This is a genomic window from Serratia sp. SSNIH1, assembly GCF_002935055.1.
GTDB classification, from domain to species: Bacteria; Pseudomonadota; Gammaproteobacteria; order Enterobacterales; family Enterobacteriaceae; genus Serratia; species Serratia nevei.
On sequence record NZ_CP026383.1, the window covers coordinates 1,257,095 to 1,275,441 of the forward strand.

Annotated in this window: 11 protein-coding genes; 7 read left to right on the forward strand and 4 right to left on the reverse strand. The window is 60.4% G+C overall.

Annotation, left to right across the window (positions count from 1 at the left end):
* The first annotated feature begins 147 nt into the window (after positions 1–147).
* On the forward strand, positions 148–1,587 hold the full coding sequence (gene degP / locus C3F38_RS05955) for a serine endoprotease DegP (RefSeq protein WP_033637134.1): 1,440 nt from the start codon (positions 148–150) through the stop codon (positions 1,585–1,587).
* A gap of 65 nt (positions 1,588–1,652) precedes the next feature.
* On the opposite strand, the gene barA is transcribed toward degP, so the two are convergent.
* Positions 1,653–4,379, reverse strand: coding sequence for a two-component sensor histidine kinase BarA (gene barA / locus C3F38_RS05960; protein WP_038873538.1), 2,727 nt, complete (start codon positions 4,377–4,379; stop codon positions 1,653–1,655).
* A gap of 66 nt (positions 4,380–4,445) precedes the next feature.
* Here barA and rlmD point away from each other — a divergent pair, with 66 nt between their 5' ends.
* The 6 genes from rlmD (at position 4,446) to eno (ending at position 13,276) form a co-directional block, all read left to right on the forward strand.
* Positions 4,446–5,795, forward strand: coding sequence for a 23S rRNA (uracil(1939)-C(5))-methyltransferase RlmD (gene rlmD / locus C3F38_RS05965; RefSeq protein WP_038873541.1), 1,350 nt, complete (start codon positions 4,446–4,448; stop codon positions 5,793–5,795).
* A 9-nt stretch (positions 5,796–5,804) separates the two neighbouring features.
* A complete protein-coding gene (gene relA / locus C3F38_RS05970; protein WP_038873545.1) occupies positions 5,805–8,036 on the forward strand; it encodes a GTP diphosphokinase in 2,232 nt (743 codons plus the stop codon).
* Positions 8,037–8,138: 102 nt separating this feature from the next.
* Positions 8,139–8,933 carry a nucleoside triphosphate pyrophosphohydrolase gene (gene mazG, locus C3F38_RS05975; RefSeq protein ID WP_048233755.1) on the forward strand — a complete coding sequence of 265 codons (795 nt, stop codon included), beginning with the start codon at positions 8,139–8,141 and terminating at the stop codon, positions 8,931–8,933.
* Positions 8,934–9,004: 71 nt separating this feature from the next.
* Positions 9,005–9,868, forward strand: coding sequence for a hypothetical protein (locus C3F38_RS05980; protein WP_038873546.1), 864 nt, complete (start codon positions 9,005–9,007; stop codon positions 9,866–9,868).
* Between the two features lie 393 nt (positions 9,869–10,261).
* Positions 10,262–11,899, forward strand: a complete 1,638-nt coding sequence (pyrG, locus tag C3F38_RS05985) for a glutamine hydrolyzing CTP synthase (protein WP_004932674.1) — start codon at positions 10,262–10,264, stop codon at positions 11,897–11,899.
* 81 nt (positions 11,900–11,980) lie between these two features.
* The gene (eno, locus tag C3F38_RS05990; RefSeq protein WP_038873548.1) at positions 11,981–13,276 is read left to right on the forward strand and encodes a phosphopyruvate hydratase; all 1,296 of its coding nucleotides are present in this window, start codon (positions 11,981–11,983) and stop codon (positions 13,274–13,276) included.
* A 116-nt stretch (positions 13,277–13,392) separates the two neighbouring features.
* Here the strand turns inward: eno and C3F38_RS05995 are convergent, their stop codons facing one another.
* The 3 genes from C3F38_RS05995 to hutU all read right to left on the reverse strand — a co-directional run bounded on the left by C3F38_RS05995 (position 13,393) and on the right by hutU (position 18,113).
* The gene (locus tag C3F38_RS05995; RefSeq protein ID WP_038873550.1) at positions 13,393–14,787 is read right to left on the reverse strand and encodes an amino acid permease; all 1,395 of its coding nucleotides are present in this window, start codon (positions 14,785–14,787) and stop codon (positions 13,393–13,395) included.
* Positions 14,788–14,889: 102 nt separating this feature from the next.
* A complete protein-coding gene (gene hutH, locus C3F38_RS06000) occupies positions 14,890–16,425 on the reverse strand; it encodes a histidine ammonia-lyase (RefSeq protein WP_019455102.1) in 1,536 nt (511 codons plus the stop codon).
* On the reverse strand, positions 16,422–18,113 hold the full coding sequence (hutU, locus tag C3F38_RS06005; protein ID WP_055316078.1) for a urocanate hydratase: 1,692 nt from the start codon (positions 18,111–18,113) through the stop codon (positions 16,422–16,424). The genes hutH and hutU overlap by 4 nt, the downstream gene beginning before the upstream one ends.
* Positions 18,114–18,347 lie beyond the last annotated feature (234 nt).

Below are 18,347 nucleotides of genomic sequence, written 5' to 3' on the forward strand. Positions count from 1 at the left end.
TGGTTGGCTGTCTCGAGTTTTGTAAAGACGGACAATATTTGTTTACTATTGCCAATCATCTGTGCCGGAACTTCGGGCTATTAATTAACTCTGAATAAGCACGCAAGACAGCCATTCTTTTTGAACGACTTTATAAGAGACACACAGATGAAAAAAACCGCATTAGTTCTGAGCGCACTGGCATTCAGTATCGGTATGGCGATGGGCCCGGTCACGGCCAGCGCCGCTGAAACCGCCTCATCCAGCACCCAACAGCTGCCGAGCCTGGCGCCGATGCTGGAAAAGGTAATGCCTTCCGTGGTGAGCATTAACGTTGAGGGCAGCACCACGGTCAATACGCCGCGCATGCCGCAGCAGTTCCAACAGTTCTTCGGCGAAGATTCGCCGTTCTGCCAGGACGGCTCGCCGTTCCAGGGCTCGCCGATGTGTCAGGGCGGCGAACAGCCTGGGCCGGATGGCCAGCCGCAAGGCACGCAGCAGAAATTCCAGGCGCTGGGCGCCGGGGTGGTCATCGATGCCGCCAAGGGCTACGTGGTGACCAATAACCACGTGGTGGACAACGCCAACAAGATCCAGGTGCAGCTGAGCGACGGCCGCCGTTTCGACGCCAAGGTGATCGGCAAGGATCCGCGTTCCGATATCGCACTGATCCAGCTGAAAGACTTCAAGAACCTGACGGCGATCAAGATGGCGGATTCCGATCAGCTGCGCGTCGGCGATTACACCGTGGCGATCGGCAACCCGTACGGGCTGGGTGAAACCGCCACTTCAGGTATCGTATCCGCCCTGGGGCGCAGCGGCCTGAACATCGAAAACTACGAAAACTTTATCCAGACCGATGCGGCGATCAACCGCGGTAACTCCGGGGGGGCGCTGGTTAACCTGAACGGTGAGCTGATCGGCATCAACACAGCGATCCTGGCGCCGGACGGCGGTAACATCGGTATCGGCTTTGCCATTCCGAGCAACATGGTGAAAAACCTGACGGCGCAAATGGTCGAATATGGCCAGGTGAAACGCGGCGAGCTGGGCATCATGGGTACCGAGCTGAACTCTGAGCTGGCCAAGGCGATGAAGGTCGACGCGCAGCGCGGGGCCTTCGTCAGCCAGGTGATGCCGAAGTCTTCTGCGGCGAAGGCGGGCATCAAGGCCGGCGACGTGATCGTCACCATGAACGGCAAGGCCATCTCCAGCTTCGCCTCGTTCCGGGCGGAGATCGGCACGCTGCCGGTCGGCAGCAAGATGTCGCTGGGCATTATTCGCGACGGCAAGCCGGTGACGATTGACGTCACGCTGGAGCAAAGCGCGCAGACCCAGGTGGCCTCGGGCAATATCTACACCGGCATCGAAGGCGCCGAGCTGAGCAATACCCAGGTTGGCAACGTGAAGGGCGTCAAGGTCGACAGCGTGAAAGCCGGCAGCGCCGCGGCGCGCATCGGCCTGAAAAAGGGCGACGTGATCCTGGGCGTGAACCAACAGCCGATCCAGAACCTGGGTGAGCTGCGTAAAATCCTCGACAGCAAGCCGTCGGTACTGGCGTTGAATATTCAGCGCGGCGAGAGCCAGCTGTACCTGCTGGCGCAGTGATAGGCGTCAGGCGTTAAAAACAAAGGCACGCTGCGGCGTGCCTTTTTGCGTTATGGCCTGAGGATTCAGGCGGGTTGCGCCAGATGCGCGCGCGCCGCGTGGATCACCAGTTCAATCTCATCCAACAGCTCCAGCCACTCCGGCTCCAGTTCGTCGTTGGTGATGCCCTGACGCAGCTGCCGCTCGAGGTAGAAACACAGCTGCTTGAGGCGCGGCACGCCGCTGTAGCTGCAGCTGCCGTGCAGCTTATGGACCAGATCGAGGATCTCGTCGTCATGCTGGCCGTCGAGCAGTGCCTGTACCCGTTCGCGCACCTGCGGCAGGAAATCGAGCAGCATTTGCAGCAGATCGCGCGCCAGGTCCGGTTTGTTGGCCGCTTGACGCAGTGCCAGCGGCCAGTCGAGCGACAGCGGTGCGTCGTCGGCGATGGCGTTTTCCACGTCGCCGCTGTGGTAGCGCGACAGCACGCGGGTCAGCATTTTCTCGTCGATCGGTTTGGCCAGATAGTCGTCCATCCCGGCCTGCAGCAGGTGCTCGCGCTCGCCGCTGGCGGCATGGGCGGTAACGGCGACGATCGGCGTGGAGTTGTGATGCGGCAGCTGGCGGATCAATTCACTGGCGTGAATACCGTCCATCTTCGGCATCTGAATGTCCATCAGGATCAGATCCAGCACGTTGTCGCGCGCCAGCGCCAGCGCTTCCTCACCGCTCTCGCACAGCAGGGTTTTTTCTACCTGTTCCCCCAGCAGCGTGCCGATCAACTTCAGGTTGGCCGGGTTGTCGTCAACCGCCATCACCGTCAGCGGCAGGCGTTTACGCTCAGGCTGCGCGGTGAGGCGTGCCGGCGCTTCCATCCGGAGCAGCGGGAACAGTCGGGTGCTGGTGATCGGCTTGATCAGACAGCCGAGCGCGCCTTGTTGTTTAAGCAGCTCGGCGTCGATCTGCGCCTGGCACGGCAGCGCCAGAATCACCCGATCGGCCAGCTTCAGCGAGGCCAGCAATTTGTCCTCGTGCTGCGCCATGTTGTCGCGGAACGGGATGGGCACGCCCGCCAGCAGGAAGTCATAGTGGCCTGGCGGCAACTGGCCCAGCGTCGGCGAGTGGGTGATCACCAGCTGCGTGATGCTGAGCATGTTGAGCGTCGCCTGCGCCGCCGTCGGGTTGGACTCGATATAGGCGAGCGTTTTGCCGCTCAGATCCGGCAGGCTCGGCGCCAGCGACAGCATGCCCTCGTTCAGATCCAGCGTGATATGGAACCAGAAGGTCGAGCCGCGGTTCAACTGGCTGTGGAAGCAGATATCGCCCCCCATTTCTTTCACCAGTTTTTGCGTGATCACCAGCCCCAGCCCGGTACCGCCGTGGCGGCGGGAGATGCTGGCGTCCGCCTGACGGAACGCCTGGAACAGCTGCGACTGCTGGCGTTCGGAGATGCCGATGCCGGTGTCGTGGATCTGCACTTCCACTTCCACCCGGCGATCCAGCTGTTTGCGCAGCTCGACGCGAATGTCGATATTGCCGGTTTCGGTGAACTTGATGGCGTTGCCCAGCAGGTTGGTGATGATTTGCTGCAGACGCAGCGAGTCGCCGATCACCTGCTCCGGCACGTCGTTGTGTACATCCAGCGTCAGCTCCAGCCCCTTGTCGTGGGCGCTGGGCGCCAGCAACACCACCACTTCGTCCAGCGTTTCACGCAGGGCAAAAGGAATATGCTCCAGCACCAGCTTGCCGGCTTCCAGCTTGGAGAAGTCCAGCACGTCGTTGATGATGGTCAGCAGGTTGTTGGCCGAGCGTTCGATGGTCTGCAAATAATCGGTCTGGGTCGCGCTCAGATCGGTTTTCAGCATCTGGCGGGTGAAGCCGATCACGCCGTTGAGCGGAGTACGCAGCTCGTGCGACATGTTGGCCAGGAATTCGGACTTGATGCGCGCCGCCTCCTGCGCGCGTTTTTTCGCCAGATCCAGCTCGACGTTCTGGATCTCCATCTGCTCCAGGGTTTCACGCAGATCGGAGGTGGCCTGATCGATGTTCTGCTGCATCTCTTCGTGATAGGCGGTGAGCGACATCGCCATCGAGTTGATGCCGTTCTTCAGCATGTGCAGCTCGCCGAGCATGTAGCCCTCCACGCGGCTGTCGAGCTGGCCGCGGCGGATGCGGTCGACGGTGTTCACCATGTTGCGGATCGGGCCGGTCACGTCGCGCATCAGGCGGTAAGCGAACAGGATGGCGATGCACATGCACAGCAACAGCAGCAGGGTGGAGACGAACACCTCTTTATATTGCTGCAGCCGCACCGACTGCAGATCCAGCTCGATCGCCACATAGCCCAGGTTGTTGTCGGGGTGGCTGCCGCCGTCGGCGGTTTCATCCGGATACTGGCTTTCCGACAGGATCGGCGTGCGCAGGATCAGCGAATCGCCGCGTCGGGTGAGCATCAGCTCGGTGGGCAACGGCACGCCTTTCGGCAGCTGTAGCTGAGCGAAGTTGTGATGATAATTGGAGGTGACGAACAAATTATTCTGCGCATCGAACACGGTGATCGAACGCACGATGTCCGAATGGCGACGGTGCAACAGGCTGACCAGTTGCCTGACCGATTCGCGGCTGCGGAACGTCATGCCGTACTCGCTGGCCACCGCCAGCGGCTCGATGATGCTGGCGCCGGCGTCGACCAATTGCTCCTGCAGCTCGTTATAGCGGTGCACCACGAAGAAGGTGCTGAGCAGCAAACCAATCAGCAAGGTCGGGGCCAGAATCAGGATCATCATGCGCGCACGCAGGCTGTATTTGGTCATGGGATTCCAATGTGGGAGAATTGACAGCTGACACTAGCTTAATGAACCAGCACACAATCGACAAATATGGCGCAATTCTACTCTCCCAAACGCCGCGTGACGACCCGGCAGAGCTCACAAATCTTCACCGTGACGGTGAGCGATCTCGATCCTTTCGGCCAGGGCGTGGCGCGCCACGACGGCAAAGCGGTGTTCGTGCCGGGCGTATTGCCGGGCGAGCAGGCGGAAATCCAGCTGACCGAAGACAAGCGCCACTTCGCCAAAGGCAAGCTCAAACGCCTGCTGAGCCGCAGCCCGCAGCGGGTGGCGCCGCGCTGCCCGCATTTCGGCGTCTGCGGCGGCTGCCAGCAGCAGCATGCGGATGAGGCGCTGCAACAGCAGAGCAAGGCGGCGGCGCTGGTGCGCATGATCGCCCGCGAAACCGGGGTGACCCCGCAGCAGGAACCGGTGATCGCCGGCCCGGAATACGGCTATCGCCGCCGCGCCCGCCTGAGCCTGGCGTGGCAGCCCAAGCCACAGCGCCTGATGATGGGTTTTCGACAGGCGGCCTCCAGCGAGCTGGTGGCGGTGGAGCACTGCCCGGTGCTGCGGCCGGAGCTGGAACAGCTGCTGGCGCCGGTGCGCGCCTGCCTGAGCGGGCTGCAGGCGGTACGGCGGCTGGGGCATGTGGAGCTGGTGCTGGCGGATAATGGACCGCTGCTGGTGCTGCGCCATCTCGACGCGCTGAAAGAGGCGGATCGGCAGGCGCTGTTGGCCTTTGGCGAGCGGGAAAACGTCGCCGTTTATCTGGCGCCGGACAGCGATCGCGTCGAGAAACTGTGCGGTGACACGCCGTATTATCAGGTTGACGGGCTACGCTTAGACTTCAGCCCGCGCGACTTTATTCAGGTCAATGACGCCGTAAACCAACAAATGGTGGCGCAGGCCCTTGAATGGCTCGATATTCAACCCAATGATCGGGTGCTGGACCTGTTCTGCGGCATGGGTAACTTCACCCTGCCGTTGGCGCGCCGGGCCGCTGCGGTGGTGGGCATCGAAGGTGTTGCCACGCTGGTAGCGAATGGGCAATATAATGCACATAAGAATAAGCTGAATAATGCATCGTTCTTCCACGAGAATCTGGAGGACGACGTTGCGCGGCAACCTTGGGCAGCACAAGGGTTTGATAAGGTGATGCTGGATCCCGCCCGTGCCGGTGCGGCCGGGGTGATGTCACACATTGTAAAACTGGCGCCGGCGCGGGTGGTGTATGTTTCCTGTAACCCCACCACGCTGGCTCGCGACAGCAAAGTGCTGTTGAGCGCCGGTTATCGTCTTGCGCGCGTGCGGATGTTGGATATGTTTCCGCACACGGGGCATCTTGAATCAATGGCGCTGTTTATCAACGAGCGCGCGCCAGAGGTCGCTGCAAAGTAGGGAGAAGTTATGGTTGCGGTAAGAAGTGCACATCTGAATACGGCGGGTGAATTCGCTCTCGATGAGTGGATCGCCGGCTTGGGGCTACCTAACCCGCAGTCATGTGAGCGATTGGCCGCAACCTGGCGTTATTGTGAGCAGCAGACCCAGAACCATCCCGACGCCTCGCTGCTGCTGTGGCGCGGTTTGGAGATGGTGGAAATCCTCTCGACGCTGAGCATGGACAACGACAGCATGCGTGCCGCGCTGCTGTTCCCGCTGGTGGACGCCGGCATCGTGCAGGAAGAGACCCTGACCGAAGCGTTCGGCAAGGGCATCGTCGCGCTCGTGCACGGCGTGCGCGACATGGACGCCATTCGCCAACTGAAAGCCACCCAAAACGATTCGATGGCCTCCGAACAGGTCGACAACGTGCGCCGCATGCTGTTGGCGATGGTGGAGGATTTCCGCTGCGTGGTCATCAAGCTGGCGGAGCGCATCGCCCATCTGCGTGAGGTGAAAGACGCGCCGGAAGACGAACGCGTGCTGGCGGCGAAAGAATGTTCCAACATCTATGCCCCGCTGGCCAACCGGCTCGGCATCGGCCAGCTGAAGTGGGAGCTGGAGGATTTCTGCTTCCGCTACCTGCATCCGGAAGAATACAAGCGCATCGCCAAGCTGTTGCATGAGCGCCGCATCGATCGCGAACAGTTCATCGACGATTTCGTCGCCGGGCTGCGCACCGAGATGGCCAGCGAAGGCATTCGGGTGGAGATCTACGGCCGGCCGAAACACATCTACAGCATCTGGCGCAAGATGCAGAAAAAGCACCTGGCGTTTGACGAACTGTTCGACGTGCGCGCGGTGCGCATCGTGGCGGAGCGCCTGCAGGATTGCTATGCGGCGTTGGGCATCGTGCATACCCACTTCCGCCATCTGCCGGACGAGTTCGACGACTACGTCGCCAACCCGAAACCCAACGGCTACCAGTCGATCCACACCGTGGTGCTGGGGCCGCGCGGCAAAACCGTCGAGATTCAGATCCGCACCCGGCAAATGCATGAAGACGCCGAGCTGGGCGTGGCCGCGCACTGGAAGTACAAAGAGGGCGCGGGCGTGACCGTGCGCTCCGGCTACGAAGAACGCATCGCCTGGCTGCGCAAGCTCATCGCCTGGCAGGAAGAGATGGCGGACTCCGGCGAGATGCTCGACGAAGTGCGCAGCCAGGTGTTCGACGATCGGGTCTATGTGTTTACGCCGAAAGGCGACGTGGTGGATCTGCCGGCCGGCTCCACGCCGCTCGATTTCGCTTACCATATTCACAGCGACGTCGGTCACCGCTGTATCGGCGCCAAGATCGGCGGCCGCATCGTGCCGTTTACCTATCAGCTGAAGATGGGCGATCAGATTGAGATCATCACCCAGAAGCAGCCGAACCCGAGTCGCGACTGGCTGAACCCGAACCTGGGCTATGTCACCACCAGCCGCGGGCGCTCGAAGATCCATAACTGGTTCCGCAAGCAGGATCGCGACAAGAACATTCTCGCCGGTCGTCAGATGCTGGACAACGAACTGGAGCATCTCGGCATCAGCCTGAAAGAGGCCGAGAAGCTGCTGATCCCGCGCTACAACATGAACTCGCTGGACGAGGTGTTGGCGGCGATCGGCGGTGGGGACATTCGCCTGAACCAGATGGTGAATTACCTGCAGGGCAAGTTCAACAAGCCGAGCGCCGAAGAGCAGGATCGCGAGGCGCTGCGCCAGCTGGTGCAGCAGAAAGCGCCGCCGCCGGCTCGTAACAAGGACAACGGCCGAGTGGTGGTGGAGGGCGTGGGCAATCTGATGCACCACATCGCCCGCTGTTGCCAGCCGATCCCGGGCGACGACATCGTCGGCTTTATCACCCAGGGGCGCGGTATTTCGATCCACCGTGCGGACTGCGATCAGCTGGTCGATCTGCAATCGCACGCGCCGGAGCGCATCGTTGACGCGGTATGGGGTGAAAGCTACTCCAGCGGTTATTCGCTGGTGGTGCGCGTGATGGCCAACGATCGCAGCGGGCTGCTGCGCGACATTACCACCATTCTGGCCAACGAAAAGGTCAACGTACTGGGCGTCGCCAGCCGCAGCGACACCAAGAAGCAGTTGGCCACCATCGACATGGATATCGAAATCTACAACCAGCAGGTGCTGAGCCGGGTGCTGGCGAAGCTGAACCAGCTGCCGGACGTGATAGACGCCAAGCGTCTGCACGGCAACTAAGCCCACATCGCCTTTCGGGTCGTATCGATAGCGGATGCGGCCCGAAATCCATGAATTCGGCGGGTGCTCCCCTGCACCCCCATGCTTTTTCAGAGATTTTTTATGACCCAATCCACTCCGCTGCAGCGCCTGCTGAACATCATGAAAACGCTGCGCGACCCGCAGATCGGCTGCTCGTGGGACCGCAAGCAAACCTTCGCCACCATTGCGCCTTATACGTTGGAAGAAACTTACGAAGTGCTGGACGCCATCGAGCGGCAGGACTACGCCGATCTGCGCGACGAGCTGGGCGACTTGCTGTTTCAGGTGGTGTTCTACGCCCAGATGGGGCAGGAACAGGGGCTGTTCGATTTCGATGAGGTGTGCACCGCCATCAGCGACAAGCTGGAGCGCCGTCACCCGCACATCTTCGGCGACGCCGAGGGCGGAGACAGCGAAGCCGTGGCGGCGCGCTGGGAGCAGCTGAAGGCCGGTGAGCGCGCCGAGAAAGCGTTGCACTCGGTGCTGGACGACATTCCGCAGGCGCTGCCGGCGTTGATGAAAGCGCACAAGATCCAGAAACGCTGCGCCTCGGTCGGCTTCGACTGGAACACCCTGGGCCCGGTGCTGGACAAAGTGTACGAAGAGATCGACGAAGTGATGCACGAAGCCCGCCAAGCGGTGGTCGACGAGAGCAAGCTGGAAGAGGAGATCGGCGATCTGCTGTTCGCCACGGTGAACCTGTCGCGCCATTTAGGCCACAAGGCGGAGAACGCGCTGCAGGCGGCGAACCGCAAGTTCGAGCGCCGTTTCCGCCAGGTGGAAGCGATCGTCAAGCAAAGCGGGCTGCGGCTTGAAGACGCCACGCTGGAGCAGATGGAAGAGGCCTGGCAGCAGGTGAAGAAATCTGAAATCTGATGCGCTTCCGGCGTTCATGGCGCCGGGGTGAACATGAAGGGCGTTCCGCGCAGACAAAGGAAGGTGGCGTCATGATCAAGAGGCTAATGCTTTTAGCATGTTTTTTCCCCGGTTTCAGCATGGCGTCTCCTCCTGCTGATGTTGGGCGGCTGCGGTATGATGAACGCAGGCTGCCATTAGTCGATGTGCAGATCGATAACCGTTTACACACGCTCATGCTGGATACCGGCAGCGCAGAAGGGATACACCTTTATCAACACGATCTGGAGCGTCTGGTCGCGCAACCGAGTCTGAAGGCGGTGCGGCTGGCGCCTCGGCGGTTGAGAGATCTCTCTGGCGGTGAAAATCAGGTGCCTGCCTGGCGGATTAGTCGGCTGTTTATTGGCTATATCCCGTTTAACGACGTCGAAGTGGTGAGTTTTAAGCCCTGGGGACTCAGCCTGGGAAACGAGCTGCCGGTAAGTGAAGTGATGGGGCTTGGGTTGTTCCGCGATCGAAAGGTGCTGATGGATTTCGAAAACGACCGCTTGCAAATGTTGACTCATCTGCCTTCAGACATTGCAATATGGGCTTCATATCCATTCGAACAGACCGATGAGGGGCTGAGCGTGACGGCCTTCGTTGGCAATAAACCGTTGCGCCTGATTGTTGATACCGGCGCCAGCCATTCTCTTTTGTTTGCCGCAGGCTTGCCGGCTGGCCTCTTGTTTTCCGGCTGTCGTTCCATTGAGCCTGAGGCCGAGAATCTGGATTGCCGAGTGACCAGATTCACCTTGACCGATCGCCGGGGCCGGCATCACAACGATTTGGCCATCGTTACCGAAGGCCCAACGTCTGAGGCGCTGGGTTTTGATGGTCTGCTGGGAATGGGCTTTATGCGGGGTCATCGTGTGATTGTTGATATGCCTGAACGCATGCTCTACATCAGTCGTTAACCCGATGCGCTTCGATCCCAGGCTAATCGGGTTTAGGGAAGCTGAACCGCCGCTACAATGTTGATCGCCGACAAGGTTCACTCAGGCTGAAACGGTTAAGCTTGCGGTCAGGTCACAGGCGCAGGGCTGCCGTCGGCAGCAAAAGGCCAACAAATTGAAATCTAAGGCGTTTTATCGCTCGAGAGGGGCGGTAAAAAGAAAATTTCTCCGCTAACTCTTTGTTTTATCTGAAGGGTTTATGCGGCGCCGGCGGAGTAAACCCTGATGAACACGGGAGGGCGGCCGAGATGATGGACAGCAAAACGATCGTTTGTAGGTCAGGAGAGGTTCGGGTATACTACTTTCCCGTCCTGGTTCTTCCATCGTCTTTAAACCTAAACTCTCAGGTTCAGCATGACAACTAATTATATTTTTGTGACCGGCGGGGTCGTATCCTCTCTGGGTAAAGGCATTGCCGCAGCCTCTCTGGCGGCTATTCTTGAAGCCCGTGGCCTCAACGTTACCATCATGAAACTGGACCCGTACATCAACGTGGATCCGGGCACCATGAGCCCGATTCAGCATGGGGAAGTTTTCGTCACCGAAGACGGCGCAGAAACCGATTTGGATTTGGGTCACTACGAGCGCTTCATCCGCACCAAAATGTCGCGTCGCAACAACTTCACCACTGGCCGCATCTACTCCGACGTGCTGCGTAAAGAACGCCGCGGCGACTATCTGGGTGCGACCGTGCAGGTCATTCCGCACATCACCAACGCGATCAAAGAGCGCATCATCGAAGGTGGCGAAGGCCACGATGTGGTGCTGGTGGAAATCGGCGGCACCGTCGGCGATATCGAATCGCTGCCGTTCCTCGAAGCCATCCGTCAGATGGCGGTAGAAGTGGGCCGTGAGCACACCCTATACATGCACCTGACGCTGGTGCCGTACATGGCGGCGGCCGGCGAAGTGAAAACCAAGCCAACCCAGCATTCCGTAAAAGAACTGCTTTCCATCGGTATTCAGCCGGATGTGCTGATTTGCCGTTCCGATCGCGCGGTTCCTGCTAACGAACGCGCTAAAATCGCGCTTTTCTGCAACGTGCCGGAAAAAGCGGTTATCTCTCTGAAAGACGTTGATTCTATTTATAAAATCCCAGGCCTATTGAAATCTCAGGGGCTGGACGATTATATTTGTAAACGATTCAGCTTGAACGCACCGGAAGCCAACCTGGCCGAATGGGAACAGGTGATCTACGAAGAAGCCAATCCGGGCGGCGAAGTGACCATCGGTATGGTCGGCAAATACGTTGAGCTGCCGGACGCCTACAAGTCGGTGATCGAAGCGCTGAAGCACGGCGGGCTGAAAAACCGTCTGACCGTGAACATCAAGCTGATCGACTCGCAGGACGTGGAAACCCGCGGCGTGGAAGTGCTGAAAGGGCTGGATGCGATCCTGATCCCGGGCGGCTTCGGCTACCGCGGCGTGGAAGGCAAAGTGATGACCGCACGCTATGCGCGCGAGAACAACATTCCTTACCTGGGCATTTGCCTGGGCATGCAGGTGGCGTTGATGGAGTTCGCTCGCAACGTGGCGGGCATGGAAAACGCCAACTCCACCGAGTTTATGCCAGACTGTAAGTACCCGGTGGTGGCGTTGATCACCGAATGGCGCGACGAAGACGGCAACGTCGAAGTGCGCAGCGAAGAAAGCGATTTGGGCGGCACGATGCGCGTAGGTGGCCAACAGTGCAACCTGAGCGACAACAGCCTGGTGCGTCAGCTGTACGGCGAACCGACCATTGTCGAGCGTCACCGTCACCGTTACGAAGTTAACAACATGCTGTTGAAGCAGATCGAAGCCGCAGGGCTGCGTGTCGCCGGTCGTTCCGCCGACAACAAGCTGGTCGAGATCATTGAACTGCCGAATCACCCGTGGTTTGTAGCCTGTCAGTTCCACCCGGAATTTACGTCTACGCCGCGTGATGGGCATCCGCTGTTCGCCGGCTTCGTGAAAGCCGCAGGCGAGCATCAGAAGCGCCAGGTAAAATAAAATATTTGGTAGGCGGCGCGCGGTGAGAACCGCGCGCTGTTTGTCTGGAGTTTTAGTTTAACTTGTACTGAGGAAAACCTAATGTCCAAAATCGTTAAAGTCATCGGTCGTGAAATCATCGACTCCCGCGGTAACCCGACTGTTGAAGCCGAAGTTCATCTGGAAGGCGGTTTCGTAGGCCTGGCTGCTGCGCCGTCAGGTGCTTCTACCGGTTCCCGCGAAGCGCTGGAACTGCGTGACGGTGACAAGTCTCGTTTCCTGGGTAAAGGCGTACTGAAAGCCGTTGCTGCAGTAAACGGTCCGATTGCTCAGGCAGTACTGGGTAAAGATGCCAAAGACCAGGCGAACATCGACAAGATCATGATCGATCTGGACGGCACCGAGAACAAATCCAACTTCGGCGCCAACGCCATTCTGGCGGTTTCCCTGGCAGCAGCGAAAGCGGCCGCAGCCTCTAAAGGCATGCCGCTGTACGAGCACATCGCTGAACTGAACGGCACCCCAGGCAAATTCTCCATGCCACTGCCGATGATGAACATCATCAACGGCGGCGAGCACGCTGACAACAACGTCGACATTCAGGAATTCATGATTCAGCCGGTTGGCGCGAAAACCCTGAAAGAAGCGGTGCGCATCGGTTCTGAAGTATTCCACCACCTGGCGAAAGTCCTGAAAGCCAAAGGCATGAACACCGCCGTGGGCGACGAAGGCGGCTATGCGCCAAACCTGGGTTCCAACGCCGAAGCGCTGGCGGTTATCGCTGAAGCGGTAAAAGCGGCGGGCTACGAGCTGGGCAAAGACGTGACTCTGGCGATGGACTGTGCGGCTTCCGAATTCTACAAAGACGGTAAATACGTGCTGGCCGGCGAAGGCAACAAAGCCTTCACTTCCGAAGAGTTCACTCACTTCCTGGAAGACCTGACCAAACAGTACCCAATCGTGTCTATCGAAGACGGCCTGGATGAATCCGACTGGGCGGGCTTCGCTTACCAGACCAAAGTTCTGGGCGACAAAATCCAGCTGGTGGGCGACGATCTGTTCGTTACCAACACCAAGATCCTGAAAGAAGGCATCGAGAAAGGCATCGCTAACTCCATCCTGATCAAATTCAACCAGATCGGTTCTCTGACCGAAACGCTGGCTGCTATCAAGATGGCGAAAGACGCTGGCTACACCGCGGTGATCTCTCACCGTTCCGGTGAAACCGAAGACGCGACCATCGCCGACCTGGCGGTAGGGACTGCGGCTGGCCAGATCAAAACCGGTTCCATGAGCCGTTCTGACCGCGTTGCCAAATACAACCAACTGATCCGTATCGAAGAAGCGCTGGGTGACCGTGCGCCGTTCAACGGCCTGAAAGAAGTTAAAGGCCAGTAAGTTCGACCGATTCGGTTGCTGAATAAAAACCCGCTGCGGCGGGTTTTTTTATGGCCGGCGTTTGGCCAAAAGCGCAATAAAAAACCCGCCGCAGCGGGTTTTATCAGAAGCGAGCGTTACATCTGCTGCGTTGCCGCGCTCACCGGCGAGCCGCCGCCTTTCTTGCGCACCCACAGCCAGTAAGCCACGGTGAGTAAAGCGATCCACACCAGCCCGACGTACAGCGCGATGCGGCTCTCTTCGAAGTAGCCGAGCAGGCCGATGACAAATGCCATAAAGGCGGTCGCCAATGCCGGCGCCACCGGCCACCACGGCACCGGGAAGCTCAGCTGACGGGTTTCCTCCGGCGACAGCGTGCGGCGCATGACGATCTGCGACAGCAGGATCATCAGCCACACCCAGACGGTGGCGAAGGTGGCGATCGAGGCGATGATCATGAAGACTTTCTCCGGGATCAGGTAGTTGAGCACCACCGCCAGCAGCAGGGCGATCGACATCACCAGCACCGTCATCCACGGCACGCCGCCGGCGGTCAGTTTGGTGAAGCTGCGCGGCGCCTGGCCGTCCTGCGCCATGCCGTACATCATGCGGCCGGCACCGAAGATGTCGCTGTTAATGGCCGAGATAGCGGCGGTGATCACCACCACGTTCAGCACGTTGGCGGCGGAGCTGATGCCGAGGTTGCTGAAGATCTCCACGAACGGGCTGCCGTTCTGGCCGATGCTGTTCCACGGATAGATCGCCATCAGCACCGTCAGCGTCAGCACGTAAAACAGCAGGATGCGCACCGGCACGGCGTTGATCGCTTTCGGCAGCACTTTGGCGGGGTCTTTTGCCTCGCTGGCGGTAATACCGATGATCTCGATGCCGCCGAAGGCGAACATCACCACCGCCAATGACGCGACCACGCCGCCGATGCCGTTAGGCATAAAGCCGCCGTGCTGCCACAGGTTACTGATACCGGTGGCGTGCTGGGTTTGGCCGAAGCCGAACAGCATCACCGCCGCGCCGCCGACGATCATCGCCACGATGGCGGCGACTTTGACCAGCGACAGCCAGAACTCCAGCTCACCGAACACCTTGACGCTGCACAGGTTGAGCGCGCCGATAAACAGAATGATGCTGAGTACCCAGACCCACTGGGCGACCTCCGGGAACCACAGCCCCATATAAATGCCGAAGGCGGTGACGTCCGCCAGGGCGACGATCACCATTTCGAAGGTGTAGGTCCAACCGGTGAGGAACCCGGCCAGCGGGCCGAGATAGTGGCTGGCGTAGTGGCCGAACGAGCCGGAAACCGGCTGGTGCACCGCCATTTCACCCAGCGCGCGCATCACCATGAACACCGCCGCGCCGCCCACCAGGTAGGCCAGCAGCACGGCCGGGCCGGCCAGCTGGATGGCGCCGGCGGAGCCGTAGAACAGGCCGGTGCCGATCGCCGAGCCGAGAGCCATGAAACGGATGTGCCGCGCGTTTAGTCCGCGTCTGAGTTGTGTCGTTTCGTTACGCATGTTGCTTCCCGTTAAGTGTTTGCCGAACAGGCACGCGCTGCCCGCGCCGGGTGGAACGCACCCGGCGGGGCAGAACAAACTGCGTGATTCAGTGTGTGATGATTATGCCTGGCTAGGCAGCAGCGCCGCAGGCAGCAGCGATGTCAGGTGACCGGCCGCCAAGAGTTGGCTGGCGGCTTCAATGTCGGGGGCGAAGAAACGATCCTTGTCGTAGAAACTGACATGCTCGCGCAGCAGACGGCGTGCCTGCTCCAGACCTTCCGAGGTCTTCAGGCCGTTGCGGAAATCCAGGCCCTGGCAGGCAGCCAGCCATTCAACCGCCAGAATGCCGCGCACGTTGTCCGCCATGCTCCACAGGCGACGACCGGCGGCCGGCGCCATGGAAACGTGGTCTTCCTGGTTGGCGGAGGTCGGAATGCTGTCGACGCTCGACGGGTGCGCCAACGCTTTGTTTTCGCTGGCCAGCGCTGCGGCGGTCACCTGGGCGATCATGAAGCCGGAGTTCACGCCGCCGTTCTCCACCAGGAACGGTGGCAGCTGCGACATGTGCTTGTCCATCATCAGCGAGATGCGGCGTTCGGACAGCGAACCGATTTCGGCAAACGCCAGGGCCAGGTTATCGGCGGCCATCGCTACCGGTTCGGCGTGGAAGTTGCCGCCGGACAGCACGTCGCCCTGTTCGGCGAACACCAGCGGGTTATCGGAGACGGCGTTGGCTTCAATTTCCAGCACCTCGGCGGCCTGGCGGATCTGCGTCAGGCAGGCGCCCATTACCTGTGGTTGGCAGCGCAGGGAGTAAGGATCCTGCACTTTTTCACAGTTGCGGTGCGAGTCGGAGACTTCGCTGCGCGCGCCGAGCAGGTGGCGATAGGCGAGGGCGGCGTCGATCTGGCCGCGCTGGCCGCGCACCTCATGGATACGCGCATCGAACGGGCTGCGGGAGCCCAGCGCCGCTTCCACCGTCAGGCTGCCCGCCACGGTCGCGGCGGCGAACAGGTCTTCCGCGTCGAACAGGCCGCGCAGCGCGAAGGCGGCGGAGACCTGGGTGCCGTTCAGCAGCGCCAGGCCCTCTTTTGCCGCCAGCGTCAGCGGTTTCAGGCCGGCTTTAGCCAGCGCTTCGGTCGCCGGCAGCCATTGGCCCTGATGGCGCGCCTGGCCTTCGCCCAGCAGCACCAGGCTCATGTGCGCCAGCGGCGCCAGGTCGCCGGAGGCGCCGACGGAGCCTTTCAGCGGAATATGTGGATAAACTTCGGCGTTGACCAGCGCGATCAGCGCCTGAATGACTTCCAGACGAATGCCGGAGAAGCCGCGCGACAGGCTGTTGATCTTCAGCACCATGATCAGGCGCACCAGGTTGTCGTCGGTCGGCTCGCCCACGCCGGCGGCGTGTGACAGCACGATCGAACGCTGCAGGTTTTCCAGATCGTCGCGGGCGATGCGCGTCGAAGCCAGCAGGCCAAATCCGGTGTTGATGCCGTAAGTGGTGCGGTTTTCTTCAACGATGCGTTCCACGCAGGCCACGCTCTGCTGGATTGGGGCGTAGGCGTTGTCGTCCAGCGTCAGCGTCACCGGGTGTTGATAGACGTCGCGTAGCTGGGCCAGCGTCAGTTTGCCAGGGCGAATAGTCAGCGCTTTCATGCTTTTTCTCCTTGGGTCGCGGCAACCATCGGCAGGTTCAGGCCTTGCTCACGGGCGCAGTCGATAGCGATATCGTAACCGGCGTCGGCGTGACGCATGACCCCGGTAGCCGGGTCATTGTGCAGGACGCGAGCGATGCGCTCGGCGGCCTCGTCGGTGCCGTCGCAGACGATCACCATGCCGGAGTGTTGGGAGAAGCCCATACCGACGCCGCCGCCGTGGTGCAGGGAAACCCAGGTGGCGCCGCTGGCGGTATTCAGTAGCGCGTTCAGCAGCGGCCAGTCGGAAACGGCATCTGAGCCGTCTTTCATCGCTTCGGTTTCACGGTTCGGGCTGGAAACGGAGCCGGAATCCAGGTGGTCGCGGCCGATGACGATCGGGGCGGACAGTTCGCCGCGGCGCACCATCTCGTTGAACGCCAGGCCCAGCTTGGCGCGCTGGCCGAGGCCAACCCAGCAGATGCGCGCCGGCAGGCCCTGGAAGCTGATGCGCTCGCGCGCCATGTCCAGCCAGCGGTGCAGGTGCTCGTCATCCGGGATCAGCTCTTTCACCATGGCGTCGGTTTTGTAGATGTCCTGCGGATCGCCGGACAGCGCCGCCCAGCGGAACGGCCCGATACCGCGGCAGAACAGCGGACGGATGTAGGCCGGCACGAAGCCCGGGAAGTCGAAGGCGTTGTCGACGCCGGTTTCTTTCGCCATCTGGCGAATGTTGTTGCCGTAGTCGAAGGTCGGCACGCCCATCTGCTGGAACGCCAGCATGGCTTTGACGTGATCGGCCATCGATTGTTTGGCGGCGGCGACCACTTTGGCCGGCTCGGTTTGCGCGCGCTGGCGATACTCTTCCCAGCTCCAGCCCTTCGGCAGGTAGCCGTTCAGCGGATCGTGGGCGCTGGTCTGATCGGTGACCATGTCCGGGCGCACGCCGCGGCGAACCAGCTCAGGCAGGATTTCCGCCGCGTTGCCGCACAGGGCGATGGAGATGGCTTTGCCTTCTGAGGTGTATTTTTTGATGCGAGCCAGCGCGTCGTCCAGATCTTTGGCCTGCTCATCGACGTAGCGGGTTTTCAGGCGGAAATCGATGCGGCTCTGCTGACATTCGATGTTCAGCGAGCAGGCGCCCGCCAGCGTCGCGGCCAGCGGCTGCGCGCCGCCCATGCCGCCCAGGCCGGCGGTCAGTACCCAGCGGCCCTGCAGGCTGCCGGCGTAATGCTGGCGGCCCGCTTCGACGAAGGTCTCATAGGTGCCCTGAACGATGCCCTGGCTGCCGATGTAGATCCAGCTGCCGGCGGTCATCTGGCCATACATGGCCAGGCCTTTGGCGTCCAGTTCGTTGAAGTGTTCCCAGGTCGCCCAGTGCGGCACCAGGTTGGAGTTGGCGATCAGCACGCGCGGGGCGTTGCTGTGGGTTTTGAAGACGCCGACCGGCTTGCCGGACTGCACCAGCAGGGTTTCGTCTTCTTCCAGCGTTTTCAGGGTTTCGACGATCTTGTCGTAGCAATCCCAGTCGCGTGCGGCGCGGCCGATGCCGCCGTACACCACCAGCTCGTGTGGGTTCTCCGCAACTTCAGGATCGAGGTTGTTCATCAGCATGCGTAACGGCGCTTCGGTCAGCCAGCTTTTTGCGTTTAATTGTGTGCCGCGTGGCGCGCGTACATCGACATTGCGAACTTTGTTATTTGTAGTCACAGCAGTTTCCTCAAACAGTATCGGTGCAGATTCCATGCCGCGGTGGGGATGAGTACCACGGCATAACAATGCGTAGGGCTTATTAACATATACTTGTATGTACAAGCATATGCAACACTGACCAGTTGCCGTTGAAAAGTGGCATAAGAAAAAGTTATTTTCTTTTTATATCAGGTTGATATGCGGTTTTTTATCGCCGGACTCAGGTACGAAAAGCCGGAGAAAAGTGAGCTG

Coding starts and splice junctions, on each gene's coding strand:
- degP (WP_033637134.1), top strand. CDS start 148: ATGAAAAAAACCGCATTAGTTCTGAGCGCACTGGCATTCAGTATCGGT.
- barA (WP_038873538.1), bottom strand. CDS start 4,379: ATGACCAAATACAGCCTGCGTGCGCGCATGATGATCCTGATTCTGGCC.
- rlmD (WP_038873541.1), top strand. CDS start 4,446: ATGGCGCAATTCTACTCTCCCAAACGCCGCGTGACGACCCGGCAGAGC.
- relA (WP_038873545.1), top strand. CDS start 5,805: ATGGTTGCGGTAAGAAGTGCACATCTGAATACGGCGGGTGAATTCGCT.
- mazG (WP_048233755.1), top strand. CDS start 8,139: ATGACCCAATCCACTCCGCTGCAGCGCCTGCTGAACATCATGAAAACG.
- C3F38_RS05980 (WP_038873546.1), top strand. CDS start 9,005: ATGATCAAGAGGCTAATGCTTTTAGCATGTTTTTTCCCCGGTTTCAGC.
- pyrG (WP_004932674.1), top strand. CDS start 10,262: ATGACAACTAATTATATTTTTGTGACCGGCGGGGTCGTATCCTCTCTG.
- eno (WP_038873548.1), top strand. CDS start 11,981: ATGTCCAAAATCGTTAAAGTCATCGGTCGTGAAATCATCGACTCCCGC.
- C3F38_RS05995 (WP_038873550.1), bottom strand. CDS start 14,787: ATGCGTAACGAAACGACACAACTCAGACGCGGACTAAACGCGCGGCAC.
- hutH (WP_019455102.1), bottom strand. CDS start 16,425: ATGAAAGCGCTGACTATTCGCCCTGGCAAACTGACGCTGGCCCAGCTA.